Here is a 16,024-nt window from a genome sequence, read left to right on the forward strand (position 1 = left end):
CTTCTAACCTTCGAATGGGAAGGTTTAACGTTCTACAATATTATATACATCCCGGCGGGAAACGTTAAAACGCTTTGCCACCTGGCGAATTGCTTCTTTTTTAGGTATCCCTGTTTCTACAAGGGCTTGTACAGCATCTACATACGATACTGGTTCATCCGAAACAGCACTAGCATCAGACTCTACTGTATCAGCACCACCTACAATGAGGACGAATTCCCCTTTATACGTGAGCTGTTCCAAATCATTTACAAGGCTCTCTAAATCGGTGCGTACAAAGGTTTCAAACTTCTTTGTCAATTCCCTTGCCACCGTGATAGATCGATTGCCAAAGGCTTCATACATATCTTGTAAGACCTCTTGCAAACGATGAGGTGCTTCATAAAACATCAAGGTTCCCGTTACTTGTGAAAGTCGCTGTAGTTCTTCAACCCGATGTTTGCCCCGTTTGGGTAAGAATCCGGCAAAGGCAAAGGATTTAGTATCTAAGCCTGATGCAATAAGCGCTGTTAATGCCGCATTAGCACCTGGCAGTGGTACCACCGTTATACCTGCTTCAATCGCTTTTATTACTAGGTCAGCCCCTGGATCAGATATAGCCGGCATGCCTGCATCACTAACGCAAGCAATAGACTGTCCTTCTAACAAAAGCTCTATAATATAAGCACCTTTTTCGTCCTTATTATGTTCATGATAAGAAATCAAAGGCTTCTTAATGTCAAAATGTTTTAATAATATGCCTGTATGGCGCGTATCTTCGGCAGCGATAGCATCTACTTCACCTAAGATACGAACTGCCCGATAGGTCATATCTTCTAAATTACCTATCGGTGTAGGCACTAAATATAAGATGCCCCATTCGTTATCGTTCATACCAAGAGGACACCTCCTTTGTGTACACATTAGGCTTTTCATAAACGATTAGTGGTGGCTCTAACACAAGACCAGCCTGACCTTGATAGAGAGCCTCTATTAGTACAAGTTTCGCAGGTTTATCTATCATACCGTGAATAAAGCGAATTCGCTTAGCTTGAAAGTTAGCTATTTCCAGTTCATGCATCACATATTGTAAGCGACTAGCACTATAAATCATCCATAAACGACCTTTACACTTGATAAAGGACTGTACAGCGTTCAAAACCTCTTCTAATGTTGTATGTCCATCATGAAGTGCTAGGGCTCGTTCTTCAGATACAGGCTTTCCACCGCTTTCACAATCATAAAAAGGAGGGTTTACAATAACTCCATCAAAAGGCTTGTCTTGTACATCCCGATACGACATATGACGATAATCGCCACATAACATCGTTACCACATCTTGTTTATAATTGTATTCAACACTACGTTGAGCCAACTCAATGATAGTCTTATTAATATCAATGCCCGTTATATGGCCCGCTCCTAATGACGTACCAATGAGTGGCATAACACCCGTTCCCGTGCCTAGATCAACATAGGTATGACGACCATTAAAACGGCAAAAGTGAATGAGCGCAATAGCGTCAAAGGAAAAGCGAAACATATCAGTACGCTGATAAAGCTGTAAGCCATCTATAATTAAATCATCAAGTCTTTCTTGATCATTCATCAGGCAATGCCACCTCGGACCATTTCAAATCAATGGTGCGACCTGCTTCAAGCTGTACCTTTACAGTATGCTTGTGATGATTTACCTTCAAGACCTTACCGATACCTTCATCGGTGACGACCTCCTTACCAATACCTGGAGGCGCCACATCTTGAGGGGCTTGAGGGCGTTCCTTCTTCACATATAGGTCGCCACCTTTTTTATATAAGTCATCTTCGTAGTTAAGACAGCACATTAAACGACCGCATACACCTGAGATTTTTGTAGGATTCAGACTCAAATTTTGGTCCTTAGCCATACGAATCGATACAGGTGTGAAGTCACCTAAGAAGTTAGAGCAACATAAAGGTCGACCACAAGCGCCGATGCCATTTAGCACCTTAGCCTCATCACGGACGCCTACTTGACGCAACTCGATGCGCGTTCTAAATACTGTTGCTAAATCCTTAACAAGCTCACGGAAGTCGATACGACCATCAGCGGTAAAGAAAAATATAATCTTATTCATATCAAATGTGTATTCCACATTGATAAGTTTCATAGGTAACTTACGTTTTTCGATTTTTTCGAGACAAATATCAAAGGCTTTTTCTTCGCGCTCTTTATTCTTCTCAATTTGTTTTAAGTCCTTTGGTGTCGCCTTTCTAATAACTGGCTTAACAGGGGCTACAACAGTATCTTCAAAGACCTCTTTCGGTCCGATCACAACTGTACCGTATTCAACGCCACGTGCCGTTTCAACGATAACCCCATCTCCAACAGATAATTCTAATTGTTCAGGCAGAAAATAATAAATCTTACCTGCCTTTTTAAAGCGTACGCCAACTATGGTTAGCATTTAATCCTCCTCCCGAGCATCATGAAGGGCGATACTGAGACCGTCCACCACGAGAGCGGTTTTTATGTGTAAGCGCAAAGCCCGTTCTGCTTGCAATGTTTCGGTAATAACCTCTGACAATGCTTGCATAGACCAGCGCGGTAATAATCGTAATAATTGAGTTTTGTACATAGGTACTTGTAATTGTCCGTCTTGAGCCCCCATTTTAAGAGCCATCATATCTCTACTTACAAGACGTAACCAATGCATCAATTCTGTTAGACTTTCACGAGGTAAGCTTTCACAAGCTAGAGAAATCATAGAAAACCATCTTGTTTCAAAAGCGAGCATGTCCATTACTTTAACAGCTAGCTCAAGCATTTCAATGCGACCTTGAGTTGCTAATTTTTCCACTAACTGTGGATTTCCATTACCTGCCAATAAAGCTTGTTCAATATCACCGGTGATGCCACGCGCCACAAGAGCGTTGCGAATTGTATCTACATCAACACTGTTAAAGCCTACGCCCATACATCTTGAAATGATGGTTGGCAATACGGTGTTAATCTTATTCGTAATAATAATGAAATACACCTGTTCTGGCGGTTCTTCAATGGTTTTTAACATAGCATTTGCCATGACTGCGTTAGCCGTTTGAAAGTCCTCCACAATAACTACGCGGTTACCATTTCCGGCCACAGACAGATGGTCTTGCAATAATGAATACCACTGTTCCACCTTTAAGGTCGTCTTCATAGGACGAATCCAAAAGGCATCGCCCTTATCCATATAGATAGGCAAACCTTCTGCTTCAATACGTTTTTCAGTCTCACCATTAGCAAGACGTGCTTCTTTAACGTCAGCTAAATACGATTCTCCCTTGGGTTGAGAGAATACTTGACGTCCTAATAATAAGGATGCCAAACCGATTGCCATATCTAGCTTGCCAAGACCTGCTTCACCATAAAACAAAAGGCTATGTGGCAATGCATTGCGACTTACAAGTTCCGATAGGTGTGCCTTGATCGAATCTTGACCAATTATAGAATCAAAATATGTCATAGCCCCTCCTATCAATACATGCTCAATATTAATATTATATAAGAAAAAGGCGACTTTTAAAAGAGTCGCCCTATCCTAAGGTAGTAGATTTACTACTGCTTGATATACATCGTTATGAATTTCTTCAATGGTGCGCAATGCATATTGACTGGAATCATCTTTTGTAGCACAAGGAATTCGGTGCCATTGATAGCGTTCTACTAGCTCTTCATAGGCATCGTGAACAGCTACTAAATATTGATGATTTCCTTCATGAATATCCCCTGTATTACCGCCCGTTTTACCAGTGCGCTCCGCCATAAGGGCTTCACTCACTTCGAGAGGCATATCTAACAGACATACCGCATCAGGTGTGGGCAAAGCAAATTTGTTAAATTCAAAGTCTTCAAGCCAATCTAAAAATGCAGTACGTTCCTTTGGATCATTGTATTTAACCATTTGGTGTACCATATTAGACGTCGTATAGCGATCTGCAATAATGATGCCTCCATTTTTATAGAACTCTTCCCAATCAGTTCTAAAGGATGCAAAGCGATCTATGGCATACATGGAGCTTGCCACATAAGGATTTACATCATGTACATCTTTGCCAAACTCACCAGCTAAATACATTTTGATAGGCATAGCAGCGCCACTATCATAGTTTGGAAAGCTCACAGATTTAACGGCATGCCCCTCTTTAGTTAAGCGTTCTACTAAAAGTTTAGTTTGTGTAGCTTTACCGCTACCATCTCCGCCTTCTAATATGATTAAAGTCCCCATAATTACTCCTGTAATACCCAGATTGTTTCCAATGACATATCATCGGCTCCATTCGGCACATACCCTAGAGCCTTCCGATTCTCTATATATTGTAACACAGAGGAGCTAATCTCTTCACCTACCGCTACACAAGGAATCCCTGGAGGATAATAAGCAATAGTCTCTCCTGCAATACGATGCAGTGCATCTCGTAAGGGCACTTGCTCACGATTAGCATACATAGCATTGCGAGGAGTTACACGCACAATAGGCTTAGGTAGCAATGAAGAATCTTTACTAAGATTTTCTGCATTCTCCACCACGTTACTATTATCTACTTTAGATGTATGTAATATCGTATCACTGATAGCTTGTACTGCTTGAATGAGAGACGTTACAGACTCTTTTGTATCGCCAATAGTAATGAGTACTAACACATGGTGCGCTTGCACTAACTCTACCTCAATACGATATTCTCGCAACATCCGTTCAAACTCAATACCTGTCAGTCCAAGCGCTTTAGCATCAATTAGTACTTTTGTACAATCATAGTTTACTACTCGTTCTTGAATGTCTATATATTCCATAGTAGTAATACCTGAAATCTTATTGAGCTCATGACGCAAATATAGGCTCAATTCTACGGTTCGACTTATTAGCGCCTTACCTTCGGTGGCTAATTGATGACGCGCCATATCTAAAGAGGCAAGGAAAATATAATTGGGACTAGTGCTTTGTAGCATTTGATGCATTTGCGTAATGCGACGCTGATTGATTTTATCCCCTTGGCCTAATAACCAAGAGGTTTGTGTCAAAGAACCGACTGATTTATGCGTGCTTTGTGCTACTAAATCTGCCCCTGCCTCAATGGCTTCAACAGGTAAATTTTCTGAAAATGGTAAATGAGGTCCGTGCGCTTCATCAACAAGAACAAGCATTCCTCGTTTATGCGCTTCTTTTACAATCTTTACAATATCTACACCTACACCATAATAATTCGGGTAGACTAAGAGAATCGCCTTGGCCTCTGGATGTGCATCCATGGTTTTAATAGCATCCTCCACTGATACACCTAAAGGGATACCCCACCGATCATCAAATTGGCAATCCATATAAACAGGCTTCGCACCAGATAACACTAATCCACTAATAACAGAACGATGTGCTTCTCGAGGAATGATAATCATATCATCAGGACCTACGGTCCCCATAATCATCGCTTCAATTAAGGCCGTGGTCCCATTAATAGAAAACCAACAACAATCAGCACCATATAACTCAGCTGTTAACTCTTGAGCCTCTTTTAATTCTCGTTCAGGTTCATGTAAATCATCTAGAGCATACATAACCCCTAAATCATATGGCAGTGCCGGTCCCATCCAGTCTTTTAGTAACTGAGGCGCTTCAACACCAATCTTATGACCCGGTGTATGAAAAGGCACAAAATGTTGTTCCTTATATGATTCTAAAGCCTCTACAAAAGGCATTTTCTCTTGATTGCTCATATATACCTCGTAAAAAGGGCATGAATCTCAATGAGACTCATGCCCTTTTGCATGTTATTTATCGCTGTGGACGACGCTTAGGATTAAACTGATTCATCCCTTTGTCTATGCCCACCTCTAAGGTACCTAATACAGCCTTTACTGTATCTTTGATACCTTTTTGTACCTTCTCTTGTGATTCTTCACTAAATGGTGCTAACACGTGGTCAATGACAGTCCATTGTGGCAATGGACGACCAATACCTACGCGAAAACGGGGAAAACTTTCTGTTCCTATATGGGAAATTAAAGATTTAATCCCATTATGCCCACCAGAACTACCATTTGGTCGAATACGTAATTTGCCTACCGGTAAATCCATATCATCATAAATACAATACACATCAGATGGATCGATCTTGTAGTATCGCATTAGTGGGCCTACAGATTCGCCACTTGCATTCATAAATGTTTGAGGTTTTACAAGCAATACCTTTTCACCAGCTACATTAATACTGCACACCTCTGCCTTTTGTTCCTCTCTCCAAGGAGTATGAGAAACGCTATCCGCAATGGCATCGATGACCATAAATCCAATATTATGTTTTGTCGCTTCATATTGCTTGCCTGGGTTACCAAGGCCTACTACTAACTTCAAGAATCACCTATTATTTATCAAATAAATTACTTACTGAAACTTCATGAAAGATACGCATAATTGCTTCACCCAATAATGGAGCTACAGATAGTTGCGTTACATTGTCTAATTTGCAATTTTCTGGTAATGGCATTGTGTTTGTTACGATAAGCTCTTTAATGTTGGAGTTTGCAATGCGTTCACTTGCTGGATCTGTTAATACAGCATGGGTAACAGCAGCCATAACAGATTTAGCACCAAATTCTTCTAATGCTTTAGCACCTTCTACAAGAGAACCTGCTGTATCTACAATATCATCAACGATGATACAGTTTTTGCCTTTTACATCACCGATGAGGTTCATAACTTTAGCTACGCCTGGTTCAGGGCGTTTTTTCTCGATGATTGCAATTGGCGCACCAATGCGGTCAGCCAAATCACGAGCTCTTGTAACACCGCCAAGATCTGGAGATACTACAATAACATCTTCAAGATTTTTTTCATTAATATATTTAGCTAAAATGGATGCACCATATAAATGATCTACTGGCACATCGAAGAAGCCTTGAATTTGACCTGCATGCAAGTCAATTGTTACAAGACGTGTAATACCAGAAGTTTGCATCAAGTTTGCTACTAATTTTGCTGTGATAGGTTCACGGCCACGAGTTTTGCGGTCTTGGCGAGCATAACCGTAGTAAGGAACTACAGCCGTAATATGACGAGCAGAAGCACGTTTTAACGCATCAGCCATAACCATTAATTCCATTAAATTATCGTTTACAGGATAGCTAGTTGGTTGAATGATAAATACATCTTTGCCACGTACGCTTTCATCAATCATAATTTGTACTTCGCCATTATTAAAGCGACCTACAAATGCTTCACCTAAAGGCAAACCTAAATAATCACAAATTTCCTTTGCCAATGCAGGATTCGCATTACCTGTGAAAATTTTAAGTTTTTTGCCGTCTTCAAATGCCATTTTGTTACCCTTTCATTTGTTCCTATATTGGTTACTTATCCATAATCATCCATTACAGATACACACTATTGCCTTTTTATTGTATACTATTTTGCCCAAATTGTGTTAAAAAATTATAATATTTTTTTATTTCTTTTTGAAAGTATCGTCAGTTACCCAATTTTCTTTCACAATTTGCTTGCTACGGCCCACTGCTAACGCCTTATCTGGTACATTTTTAGTAATGGTAGAGCCTGCACCTACATAGCTATAATTACCTACTGTTACAGGAGCTACTAAGTTACTATTACAGCCTACAAAAGCACCATCGCCAATGGTCGTACGATGTTTAACTTTACCATCGTAGTTTACAGTAATCGTACCACAACCAATATTAACACCAGATCCTACATCACTATCGCCGATATAAGATAGATGTGGGAACTTAGTTCCTTCTCCAACATTAGAATTTTTCACCTCTACGAAGTTACCTACATGAACCTTGTTGCCTAGTACAGTATTTGGACGTAAATGAACATATGGACCAACATCTACACCATCTTTTACTTCGCAGTCATGACCATAAGTGAAGTGGATAATCGTATCATTACCAACCTTCACATTTGTTAAACGAGTATGTGGACCAATTTCACAACGCTCACCAATGACAGTATCGCCTTCAAGGATTGTACCAGGATGCAAAATTGTATCGGCCCCTACTGTTACCTCTGGAGCTACGTAAGTATTAGCAGGATCAATAATAGTTACGCCAGCTGTCATTAACTCAATATTTTTACGATGTTTTAAAATAGCCTCAGCTTCAGCTAATTGCAAGCGAGAGTTTACACCTAGAGACTCTTCAAAGTCTTTAGTCATATAAGCGCTTACCTTATCGCCACCATTTACAAGAATACCAACTACATCCGTGATATACAATTCACCTTGCGCATTATCATCAGATAGTTGATCTAAGCAAGGCCATAATTTTTTGCTATCAAAGGCGTACATTCCAGTATTTACTTCTTGAACGGCTAATTCCTCTGGTTTACCATCTTTTTGTTCTACAATGCGAACTACGGAACCTGCTTCATTACGAATAATGCGACCATAACCAGTTGGGTCAGGCATATGTGCTGTTAAAATTGTAGCAGCTGCACCAGAGTTTTTATGCTCCTCTAAAAGAGCCTCTAAGCTTTCCTTTGTAACGAGTGGCGTATCACCACACAATAATAAGATTGTACCATCATAATCGCCAAGCACTGGTTGAGCCATTTTTACAGCATGCCCTGTACCATTTTGTTCTTCTTGGCGAACGAATTCAGCGCGATTACCTAAATAATTTTGTACTGCATCACCACCAAAACCAACGATAACAACATCACGATTAGTACCGATGGATTGAACAGTTTCCAGAACGCGTTCCACCATGGCTTTTCCACCAACTTTGTGCAATACCTTTGGCAACTTAGACTTCATGCGTGTACCCTTACCAGCAGCTAAAATAAGGCTTGCAATATTCATAGTAATCTCCTATCTGTTATCTCTTATATCTAGACCATTTACACTATTAATCTCATCATATTAGCCAGCAAACTAAAACGCCATATAGAGTTATTATAGCTAACTATAATGGATGTAATATTAATCGTTTATTCTTCATCAAATACTGGCTCTATACTTATTTTCTTTGTATTTTCATCGATGCCATAGAAAGTAAATAATGATTCATAATCATCTATTAACTTTGGATTTGGCTCTGCCGTTGCTACAAGAACACCCGTACCAACTACAATACCACTCATTTCAAGTACAAGTTCTTTAAGACCTTTTGCTGTACCTCCAGCTTTCATAAAGTCATCGATAATTAAAACCCTAGCATTCGGTGGAATAGCACGTTTAGTAAGCGTCATAGTTTGAATACGCCCAGAGGAGCCAGTTACATAGTTAATACTAATAGCAGACCCTTCTGTTACTTTACTATCACGACGAGCAATAACGAGAGGTTTATTAAACGCTCTAGCTACCATAACAGCTAAAGGAATCCCCTTTGTTTCAACGGTCAGAATATAATCAGGGTTGCGGTCCATAAAACGGGTCATAATGATTTCCCCAAGGCGTGTCATTACATGCCAATCATATAAGATATCAGACATGTAAATAAACCCACCAGGAATGATACGGTCTGGCTCCATCAAGCGAGTTTGCACATCTCGTAAAATATCATTAGCTTGAGCACCCTTACGATGAGGAATGAAACGCACTCCGCCTGCTACGCCAGCTACGGTTTCTAATGTACCAAGCTGAAAATGCTCCATAGACTGTCTCACACAGGTTAAGTCTTCACTAACCGTAGACTTTGCCATGCCAAAGAAGTCACAGAAATAATTTAAAGGAATCAATTTTTGCGGTGAATCAACTAACAATTTAGTCATTGCCACCATGCGTTCCACACGCCGTACTTTATCCATAGAATTTCCTTTACCATTCATCATATAACTATTGATTACACTCATGTGACAAATGTCATGAGTTATTTCAAATATATCTGTGTTTATTATACCATAATTTCCGAATATTCGAGGTTATAGAAACATTATAATTCGGCAAAATAAAAACTCTCTAGTCCTCATATAATACTGTAAGTTTAGACCTTATAGTCTATTACACTATTATATGTACTAGAGAGTTTTTATTATAAAACGTAAACCTTCACAGTTTGACGACCAAACTGCAATGCTTCAGAACGAGAATCATAAGCTAAGTCAATTCTATGACCTTTGATAGCGCCACCAACATCATCAGCTACAGCATAACCATAACCTTCAATGTATAATCGCGTACCTAATGGAATTAATTTTGGATCTACAGATACGATGCCCTTCTTTAAGCGACTACCTGTAGCCGTATAATTACCATTGCCAGGATCTTGAGCAGAATAAGCACTAGCTTGCATAGTTAAAACGCGAGAGTATTTATTTGGTACACCATTATGACTTAATTCTGTACCATGTCCACCATAACGAGTCTCCATCTTTTCTAAAGCATTCATCGTACTAGGACCAACGCGACCATCTACAGCGAGTCCCTTTGACTTTTGAAATTTCCGTACAGCTTGTTCCGTATTATGACCGTAAATACCATCTACAGAATCATGTAAAAAACCTTGATGCTTTAACATGGTTTGCACCTTGCTAACATGGTGCCCCCGTTGTCCCCGATCAATCGTTTTTGCCAATGATACGGAAGATACCATTGTAGTCATACAAACAAGCGTACATGCGATAATTATTTTCTTAACCATATACACCTCACCTTACATCAGTAGTATACTATACAGTTTTAAATAATCTATAAACCATATTGAGATAGCAATACAAAAAATGCATATATAATGCACGTTTTTAACTATATCTCAAATCTAGTACTACATATATATCATAGAAATATAGTATAGCAATGAAAAATCTCCATTAAAGTCTACCTAATCAAGTAAAGTTTTTACGTTTTGATTTTATAGACAGTCAATAATGGAGACTTTTATAATAACTATTTAATTTTAGCAGTTATGATATACACCTATATGGCATTCCTTACGCTTAGCACCAATAATGCGTAAGTAAATATAGCCAATAACGGCAGAAATGATGGAACCTATTAATACGCCACCCTTAGCCATCTCTTGAGCATGACCTGGATCAAAAGCTAAAACAGAAACAAATATACTCATAGTAAAACCAATACCACATACAATGGAGGTACCATAAATAAATTTCCAGTTAGCTTCTGCTGGCATAGGTACAATACCTAACTTAATCATCCCAAACATAGCACCAAAGATACCGATTTGTTTACCTAAAATAAGGCCTAGTGCAACACCTAAAACAACAGGATGTGTTAAATCTGCTACACCGAATCCAGCAAGACTTACACCGGCATTAAAGAAAGCAAAAATAGGAACAATCACAAAGCTTACCCAGTTAGATAAATAATGTTCCCAATGTTGCATTGGTCTAACATATTTACGACCAATCTTACCGCGTTCTGGAATTGTCATCGCCAAGATTACACCGGCCATAGTAGCATGTAATCCAGAGCGAAGTATACAATACCATAGAATCAAACCAAGAATGATATAAGACAAAGATCTAACATAACCAGACCGATTACAGTAAATCAATAAACCCGTTACAACAACGGCACCAAATAAATAGAAAAGATTCAGATTTGATGCATAGAATATAGCAATAACGATAATAGCAATCAAATCATCAATAACAGCTAAGGCGGTCAAAAAGACCTTCATAGAGTTAGGAACTCTAGATCCCAATGCAGTTATAACACCTATAGCAAAAGCAATGTCTGTCGCTGTTGGAATAGCCCAACCATGAACATACACTTCACTAGAGCCTGCAATAAGATAATAAATAATAGCAGGTACTAACACACCAAATAATGCAGCAATACCTGGCATAATACGCTTTGCATTCGTATTAAGCTCGCCACTTACCAATTCACGCTTTACTTCTAACCCAACAAAGAGGAAGAAAATCGCCATTAATGCATCATTTACCCACTCCATAGTTGTTAGTGGACCTAGTTTCAAATTAACAAGTGACATATACTGTGTCGCCAATGGAGAGTTTGCTACGATTAATGCAATAAGTGTAGCTCCTAGTAGAACAGCAGTCGCCGAACCAGGAGAACGTAAAAATACAAATATCCGTTCCATATGATTCCTTCCTAATATAATACGTTCATTATTTATGCTTAAAAGTTCTTATTTTATATGCCAAAATTAAAACTATAGCACCTAATAAACCAGAAATAATAGAACCTATAAAGATACCAATTTTAGCCATTTCTTGATTGACACCAGGTGGAAATGCCAATGTAGCTACAAATAAGCTCATAGTAAAACCAATACCACAAACGATGGCAGTACCATAAACCTCTGGCCATGTTGTATTAGTAGGCATCTTGATAATCTTAGATTTAACTAAAACGAAAACTGCAGAGAAAATACCAAACTGTTTACCTAAAATAAGGCCTAATGAAACGCCTAGTACAACAGGATGGAATAAATGATCTACAGAAACATCAGCAAAGGATACCCCTGCATTTAAGAAACTAAATAAAGGAATAATTAAAAAATTAACCCAATGCTTCAGTTTATCTGCCCATTTATGCATAGGATATACTGTTTCACCATCAAGTTTACCTGTTGCAGGAATCGTCATAGCTAAGACAACCCCAGCAATAGTTGCATGAACGCCAGACTTTAATACAAAATACCAAAGAACTGCACCCAATACACCATATAATACAGGTCTCACATACCCCTGTTTATTAGTATACCACAATGCGCCTGTTACGATAGCGGCACCAATCAAATACGGGAAATCTACGCCGGCACCGTAGAAGATAGCTATAACGATAATAGCAATTAAATCATCAATAACAGCTAAGGCAGAAAGAAAAGCTTTCATAGCTTGAGATACACGTTTACCAAGCATCATAATAACACCTATGGCAAATGCAATATCTGTAGCTGTTGGAATCCCCCATCCATGGGTATACTCAGGGACAGAACCAGCAATTAAGAAATATACTAAAGCAGGTGTAACAACACCTGCAAAAGCAGCTAAGAGTGGTAATACTCTTTTTGAATTTGTATTCAATTCGCCAGAAATCATTTCTGATTTAATCTCTAGCCCTACATATAGGAAAAAGAGTGCCATTAACCCATCATTAACCCATTCCAGTATATCCATAGGTCCCCAATACACATGCATTAAGGCGAAATACTGTTCTGCTAGAGGAGAATTTGCTGTAATAACACCAAGAATAGCGGCAAGTAAGAGCATAATACCGCCAGATGATTCAGACTGAATAAATGCTTTTATATAATTCATAGTAACTACCACTTTCTCAATTATAAATATAAATACAGAATTTTATACATAAAAACTATTTATTTAAATTTATTATATCATTTCACTTCGAAAATAATCAATAAACTAATGATGAACCATGCGGATTAAGTCTAGAGTAATCAAACATTTGCGACATACTTATACTTATGGAGCAAGCTAATAAAATACTGATTAATAATTATTCCCTCTGATCAGAGAAATTAAGAATCCAATAAGTGGAATGGTTAAACAAATGGCAGCTATACTATTTGTGATTGGATCAGACCAAAGAGGCACAATAAAACCTAGGAGAACTAAAATACTATAAAGGATAGGTTTACGCCAAACATGTTGTAACTCAACGGGTGCTCTAGATTCCATAGCACGAGATTTAACAAATTTCTTTATAATAGTCATCATAATGCCTGTTATAATACCTATAATAAGAACTATATCCCAGATGGCCCATAATATTTTAAGCACCATTGTATTATGATTATGAATATGGAGATTAATCATTGTAGTCATACCAGTAAAATACCATGGTATTGTTTTTGTAGAATACATATCCTTAGCAGAATCAGCATGTAAATTAGCATAGACAGGCTGTCCCAAAAACATAGCAGGATCATCATCATTTTCAGCACCTAAATAAAATGCATAGTGATGGTCATTAAATTTGGATGGATAATCAATAGATATAAGCTGACGATCTGGATAAGCTTTCATAATGCGAGAAATAGCTTCGGATGGTTGTAAAATTTCGGATTGATCCGATGAAAGCTCTTGCTTTGCAGTATGTAGTACATCTGCATTATAGCTGTCATTGGCAATAAAAAATCCACCTATCCATACACCTGTAATACATAAGATAAATCCCCATACAGTAGCAACCATAGCAAATTCTCGATGTAATGTACTTAGTTTCATATAGTTAGACAATACAGTAAATTTTGCAAAGCTTTTACGAAATGGACCATATAAAAAAACACCAGAAATAATAGATAACCCACATACTAAAGATAAAATCGTTACAATATAAATTCCTGTTTTGCCAAGATCTAATCGAGTATGTAATTGATGAAGCGTATGTAACACACTTCGAACCCAAGGATGCGCAGGTGTTTCATGATGGGTAGTAATGAGAGCCTTTGTTTCAGGATTATATAATGCATAGTCCCCTCCCATACCCATACGTGCTGGAGGTGCTACGGTAGCTGATGATTCAATAATACGATACCGTAAAAGATGTGAAGCACCCATGGCAGGAGAAATATTTAAAATATCCTTTGACGGATATTTTGCCTTAACTAGTAGAGCCCCTTCATCAGCATAATCAAAAATAGGTGTCTCTTCTTGCCCCATAGCCATTGAAGATGAGGTATGGTTCGTGCCCCCTTGAGCCCACGCATTTAATTCAGTTCTGAACATGAGGATAAGCCCTGTAATACAGAACATTAAGAAAAATATCACAGAAACTATAGATAACCATTTATGGATTTTATAAATCTTAGACATACATATGCCTCCTTCCTCATTATTTTATACATCTATTCTTATATCAGTACAATACAGATACTACTATAGGTATTGAGTATATAAACAAGCTCCACTTGAATGTAAATATTATTGTATGATACAATATGTACATAATGCGGGCGTAGTTCATCGGTAGAATGCGAGCTTCCCAAGCTTGAGAGGAGGGTTCGATTCCCTTCGCCCGCTCCATATATAAAATTCCGTGATGTGATATACATCACGGTTATTTTTTTGTATAATGATATAATAAATATAAATTTATATTGTATATTTTTTACAAGGAGTACTCCATGAAATTAAGCGCAAGAAACCAATTAAAAGGTACAATCGTTGAAATTCAAGAAGGTGCTGTAAACGCAATTGTAAAGATTAATGTAGGTAACGATAACATTCTTACAGCTGATATTACAGTTCAATCCGTTAAGGAATTAGGCTTAACAGTTGGCAAAGAAGTTGTGGCTGTTATCAAATCCACTAGCGTAATGGTTGGTGTAGAATAATAAAACTAGAGTCGCTTCGGCGGCTCTTTTTTTGTATAGATTAGATATAGTTTATTTACATAAATTTGTTGCTACTCAACTAATGTACGGTTCGGTAACATTGGCACGTTGTGCCGCGTTACCGTTTTCTAAGACTTTGACTACCACTAACCGCGACTTCCTATCAATCCTCACTGTGGATTTCCCTTCTCTGCTTCGCAGTTCGGTAAATCTTACGTTCAGAAGAAAGCGATGCAGTGAATCTGTCGTCGTTTCACTCCTCCATCTTCTACTGCCCTACCCTTCCCAGCTCCGTCTGACACGGACACTTAGATAGATAGTACCTCTACAACCTTGGCTGGAGACGGCTCTAGAAGGAATTAGAATGTGCTCGTTAGAGCACAAAAATAGAGGGCCAATCCTTTAGGGTTGACCCTCTATTTCGTTAATCAGCGAGTTCTCATGTACGGTTCTTCTCTCCAGGATACTGGGTGTTCGTCGCTGTGGATGGCCTTATGTAGCTTCGCTACATGTCCATCTTACGCTCCGAACTAAGCGATGCAGTGAATCTGTCGTCGCTTCGCTTCTCCATCTTCTACTGCCCTGCTTACCAGGTACCCTGGGAGGATAGGAAGCCATACAACAAAAAAAAGACACACCCTCAGGTGTGCCTTTAAGCAATCAGCGGCTTCCTATCCTCCCAGGCCGTCTCCAGCCAAGTACTTTCGGCGTTTATGAGCTTAACTACTGTGTTCGAGATGGGAACAGGTGGATCCTCATAGCCATCGCCACTGAATCTAT

At 38.7% G+C, this 16,024-nt stretch carries 15 protein-coding genes, 1 tRNA gene and 1 rRNA gene; 2 read left to right on the forward strand and 15 right to left on the reverse strand.

Annotated features, from left to right (window positions below):
- Nucleotides 1-24 precede the first annotated feature (24 nt).
- The 14 genes from rsmI to MOQ65_RS03820 form a co-directional block, all read right to left on the reverse strand.
- A complete protein-coding gene (gene rsmI, locus MOQ65_RS03755; protein WP_105085374.1) occupies nucleotides 25-873 on the reverse strand; it encodes a 16S rRNA (cytidine(1402)-2'-O)-methyltransferase in 849 nt (282 codons plus the stop codon).
- Nucleotides 863-1,588 carry a tRNA1(Val) (adenine(37)-N6)-methyltransferase gene (locus MOQ65_RS03760; RefSeq protein ID WP_257846694.1) on the reverse strand — a complete coding sequence of 242 codons (726 nt, stop codon included), beginning with the start codon at nucleotides 1,586-1,588 and terminating at the stop codon, nucleotides 863-865. The genes rsmI and MOQ65_RS03760 overlap by 11 nt, the downstream gene beginning before the upstream one ends.
- Entirely contained in the window at nucleotides 1,581-2,426 is an 846-nt protein-coding gene (locus MOQ65_RS03765; protein ID WP_024064291.1) for a PSP1 domain-containing protein, read from the reverse strand. Before MOQ65_RS03765 ends, MOQ65_RS03760 begins: the two co-directional genes overlap by 8 nt.
- On the reverse strand, nucleotides 2,427-3,467 hold the full coding sequence (locus MOQ65_RS03770; protein WP_257846695.1) for a DNA polymerase III subunit: 1,041 nt from the start codon (nucleotides 3,465-3,467) through the stop codon (nucleotides 2,427-2,429). It abuts the gene before it with no gap.
- A gap of 75 nt (nucleotides 3,468-3,542) precedes the next feature.
- The gene (locus MOQ65_RS03775) at nucleotides 3,543-4,229 is read right to left on the reverse strand and encodes a dTMP kinase (RefSeq protein WP_105085371.1); all 687 of its coding nucleotides are present in this window, start codon (nucleotides 4,227-4,229) and stop codon (nucleotides 3,543-3,545) included.
- Between the two features lie 2 nt (nucleotides 4,230-4,231).
- On the reverse strand, nucleotides 4,232-5,713 hold the full coding sequence (locus tag MOQ65_RS03780; RefSeq protein ID WP_257846696.1) for an aminotransferase class I/II-fold pyridoxal phosphate-dependent enzyme: 1,482 nt from the start codon (nucleotides 5,711-5,713) through the stop codon (nucleotides 4,232-4,234).
- Between the two features lie 58 nt (nucleotides 5,714-5,771).
- Entirely contained in the window at nucleotides 5,772-6,350 is a 579-nt protein-coding gene (gene pth / locus MOQ65_RS03785) for an aminoacyl-tRNA hydrolase (protein ID WP_257846697.1), read from the reverse strand.
- A gap of 10 nt (nucleotides 6,351-6,360) precedes the next feature.
- Entirely contained in the window at nucleotides 6,361-7,314 is a 954-nt protein-coding gene (locus tag MOQ65_RS03790) for a ribose-phosphate diphosphokinase (RefSeq protein ID WP_005387130.1), read from the reverse strand.
- A gap of 126 nt (nucleotides 7,315-7,440) precedes the next feature.
- The gene (gene glmU / locus MOQ65_RS03795; RefSeq protein ID WP_227283819.1) at nucleotides 7,441-8,814 is read right to left on the reverse strand and encodes a bifunctional UDP-N-acetylglucosamine diphosphorylase/glucosamine-1-phosphate N-acetyltransferase GlmU; all 1,374 of its coding nucleotides are present in this window, start codon (nucleotides 8,812-8,814) and stop codon (nucleotides 7,441-7,443) included.
- 128 nt (nucleotides 8,815-8,942) lie between these two features.
- Nucleotides 8,943-9,761 carry a pur operon repressor gene (gene purR, locus MOQ65_RS03800; RefSeq protein ID WP_257846698.1) on the reverse strand — a complete coding sequence of 273 codons (819 nt, stop codon included), beginning with the start codon at nucleotides 9,759-9,761 and terminating at the stop codon, nucleotides 8,943-8,945.
- A 224-nt stretch (nucleotides 9,762-9,985) separates the two neighbouring features.
- On the reverse strand, nucleotides 9,986-10,594 hold the full coding sequence (locus MOQ65_RS03805) for a peptidoglycan-binding protein (RefSeq protein ID WP_005387136.1): 609 nt from the start codon (nucleotides 10,592-10,594) through the stop codon (nucleotides 9,986-9,988).
- A 255-nt stretch (nucleotides 10,595-10,849) separates the two neighbouring features.
- Nucleotides 10,850-12,022 carry a Na+/H+ antiporter NhaA gene (nhaA, locus tag MOQ65_RS03810; RefSeq protein WP_005387137.1) on the reverse strand — a complete coding sequence of 391 codons (1,173 nt, stop codon included), beginning with the start codon at nucleotides 12,020-12,022 and terminating at the stop codon, nucleotides 10,850-10,852.
- A gap of 28 nt (nucleotides 12,023-12,050) precedes the next feature.
- Entirely contained in the window at nucleotides 12,051-13,205 is a 1,155-nt protein-coding gene (nhaA, locus tag MOQ65_RS03815; RefSeq protein ID WP_005387138.1) for a Na+/H+ antiporter NhaA, read from the reverse strand.
- Nucleotides 13,206-13,397: 192 nt separating this feature from the next.
- Nucleotides 13,398-14,723 carry a PepSY-associated TM helix domain-containing protein gene (locus tag MOQ65_RS03820; RefSeq protein WP_257846699.1) on the reverse strand — a complete coding sequence of 442 codons (1,326 nt, stop codon included), beginning with the start codon at nucleotides 14,721-14,723 and terminating at the stop codon, nucleotides 13,398-13,400.
- A gap of 136 nt (nucleotides 14,724-14,859) precedes the next feature.
- Here MOQ65_RS03820 and MOQ65_RS03825 point away from each other — a divergent pair.
- A tRNA-Gly gene (locus tag MOQ65_RS03825) sits at nucleotides 14,860-14,933 on the forward strand.
- A gap of 101 nt (nucleotides 14,934-15,034) precedes the next feature.
- Nucleotides 15,035-15,244: a TOBE domain-containing protein gene (locus MOQ65_RS03830; RefSeq protein WP_105085362.1), complete on the forward strand. Its 210-nt coding sequence runs from the start codon at nucleotides 15,035-15,037 to the stop codon at nucleotides 15,242-15,244.
- A 658-nt stretch (nucleotides 15,245-15,902) separates the two neighbouring features.
- Here the strand turns inward: MOQ65_RS03830 and rrf are convergent.
- Nucleotides 15,903-16,019 (reverse strand): 5S ribosomal RNA (rrf, locus tag MOQ65_RS03835).
- Nucleotides 16,020-16,024: the final 5 nt, after the last annotated feature.

The organism is Veillonella faecalis (assembly GCF_024677885.1).
Taxonomy (GTDB): Bacteria; Bacillota; Negativicutes; order Veillonellales; family Veillonellaceae; genus Veillonella; species Veillonella nakazawae.

Bases quoted from the DNA above. Each gene is read 5' to 3' on its own strand.
- rsmI (WP_105085374.1), bottom strand. From the start codon at position 873: ATGAACGATAACGAATGGGGCATCTTATATTTAGTGCCTACACCGATA.
- MOQ65_RS03760 (WP_257846694.1), bottom strand. From the start codon at position 1,588: ATGAATGATCAAGAAAGACTTGATGATTTAATTATAGATGGCTTACAG.
- MOQ65_RS03765 (WP_024064291.1), bottom strand. From the start codon at position 2,426: ATGCTAACCATAGTTGGCGTACGCTTTAAAAAGGCAGGTAAGATTTAT.
- MOQ65_RS03770 (WP_257846695.1), bottom strand. From the start codon at position 3,467: ATGACATATTTTGATTCTATAATTGGTCAAGATTCGATCAAGGCACAC.
- MOQ65_RS03775 (WP_105085371.1), bottom strand. From the start codon at position 4,229: ATGGGGACTTTAATCATATTAGAAGGCGGAGATGGTAGCGGTAAAGCT.
- MOQ65_RS03780 (WP_257846696.1), bottom strand. From the start codon at position 5,713: ATGAGCAATCAAGAGAAAATGCCTTTTGTAGAGGCTTTAGAATCATAT.
- MOQ65_RS03790 (WP_005387130.1), bottom strand. From the start codon at position 7,314: ATGGCATTTGAAGACGGCAAAAAACTTAAAATTTTCACAGGTAATGCG.
- glmU (WP_227283819.1), bottom strand. From the start codon at position 8,814: ATGAATATTGCAAGCCTTATTTTAGCTGCTGGTAAGGGTACACGCATG.
- purR (WP_257846698.1), bottom strand. From the start codon at position 9,761: ATGGATAAAGTACGGCGTGTGGAACGCATGGTGGCAATGACTAAATTG.
- MOQ65_RS03805 (WP_005387136.1), bottom strand. From the start codon at position 10,594: ATGGTTAAGAAAATAATTATCGCATGTACGCTTGTTTGTATGACTACA.
- nhaA (WP_005387137.1), bottom strand. From the start codon at position 12,022: ATGGAACGGATATTTGTATTTTTACGTTCTCCTGGTTCGGCGACTGCT.
- nhaA (WP_005387138.1), bottom strand. From the start codon at position 13,205: ATGAATTATATAAAAGCATTTATTCAGTCTGAATCATCTGGCGGTATT.
- MOQ65_RS03820 (WP_257846699.1), bottom strand. From the start codon at position 14,723: ATGTCTAAGATTTATAAAATCCATAAATGGTTATCTATAGTTTCTGTG.
- MOQ65_RS03830 (WP_105085362.1), top strand. From the start codon at position 15,035: ATGAAATTAAGCGCAAGAAACCAATTAAAAGGTACAATCGTTGAAATT.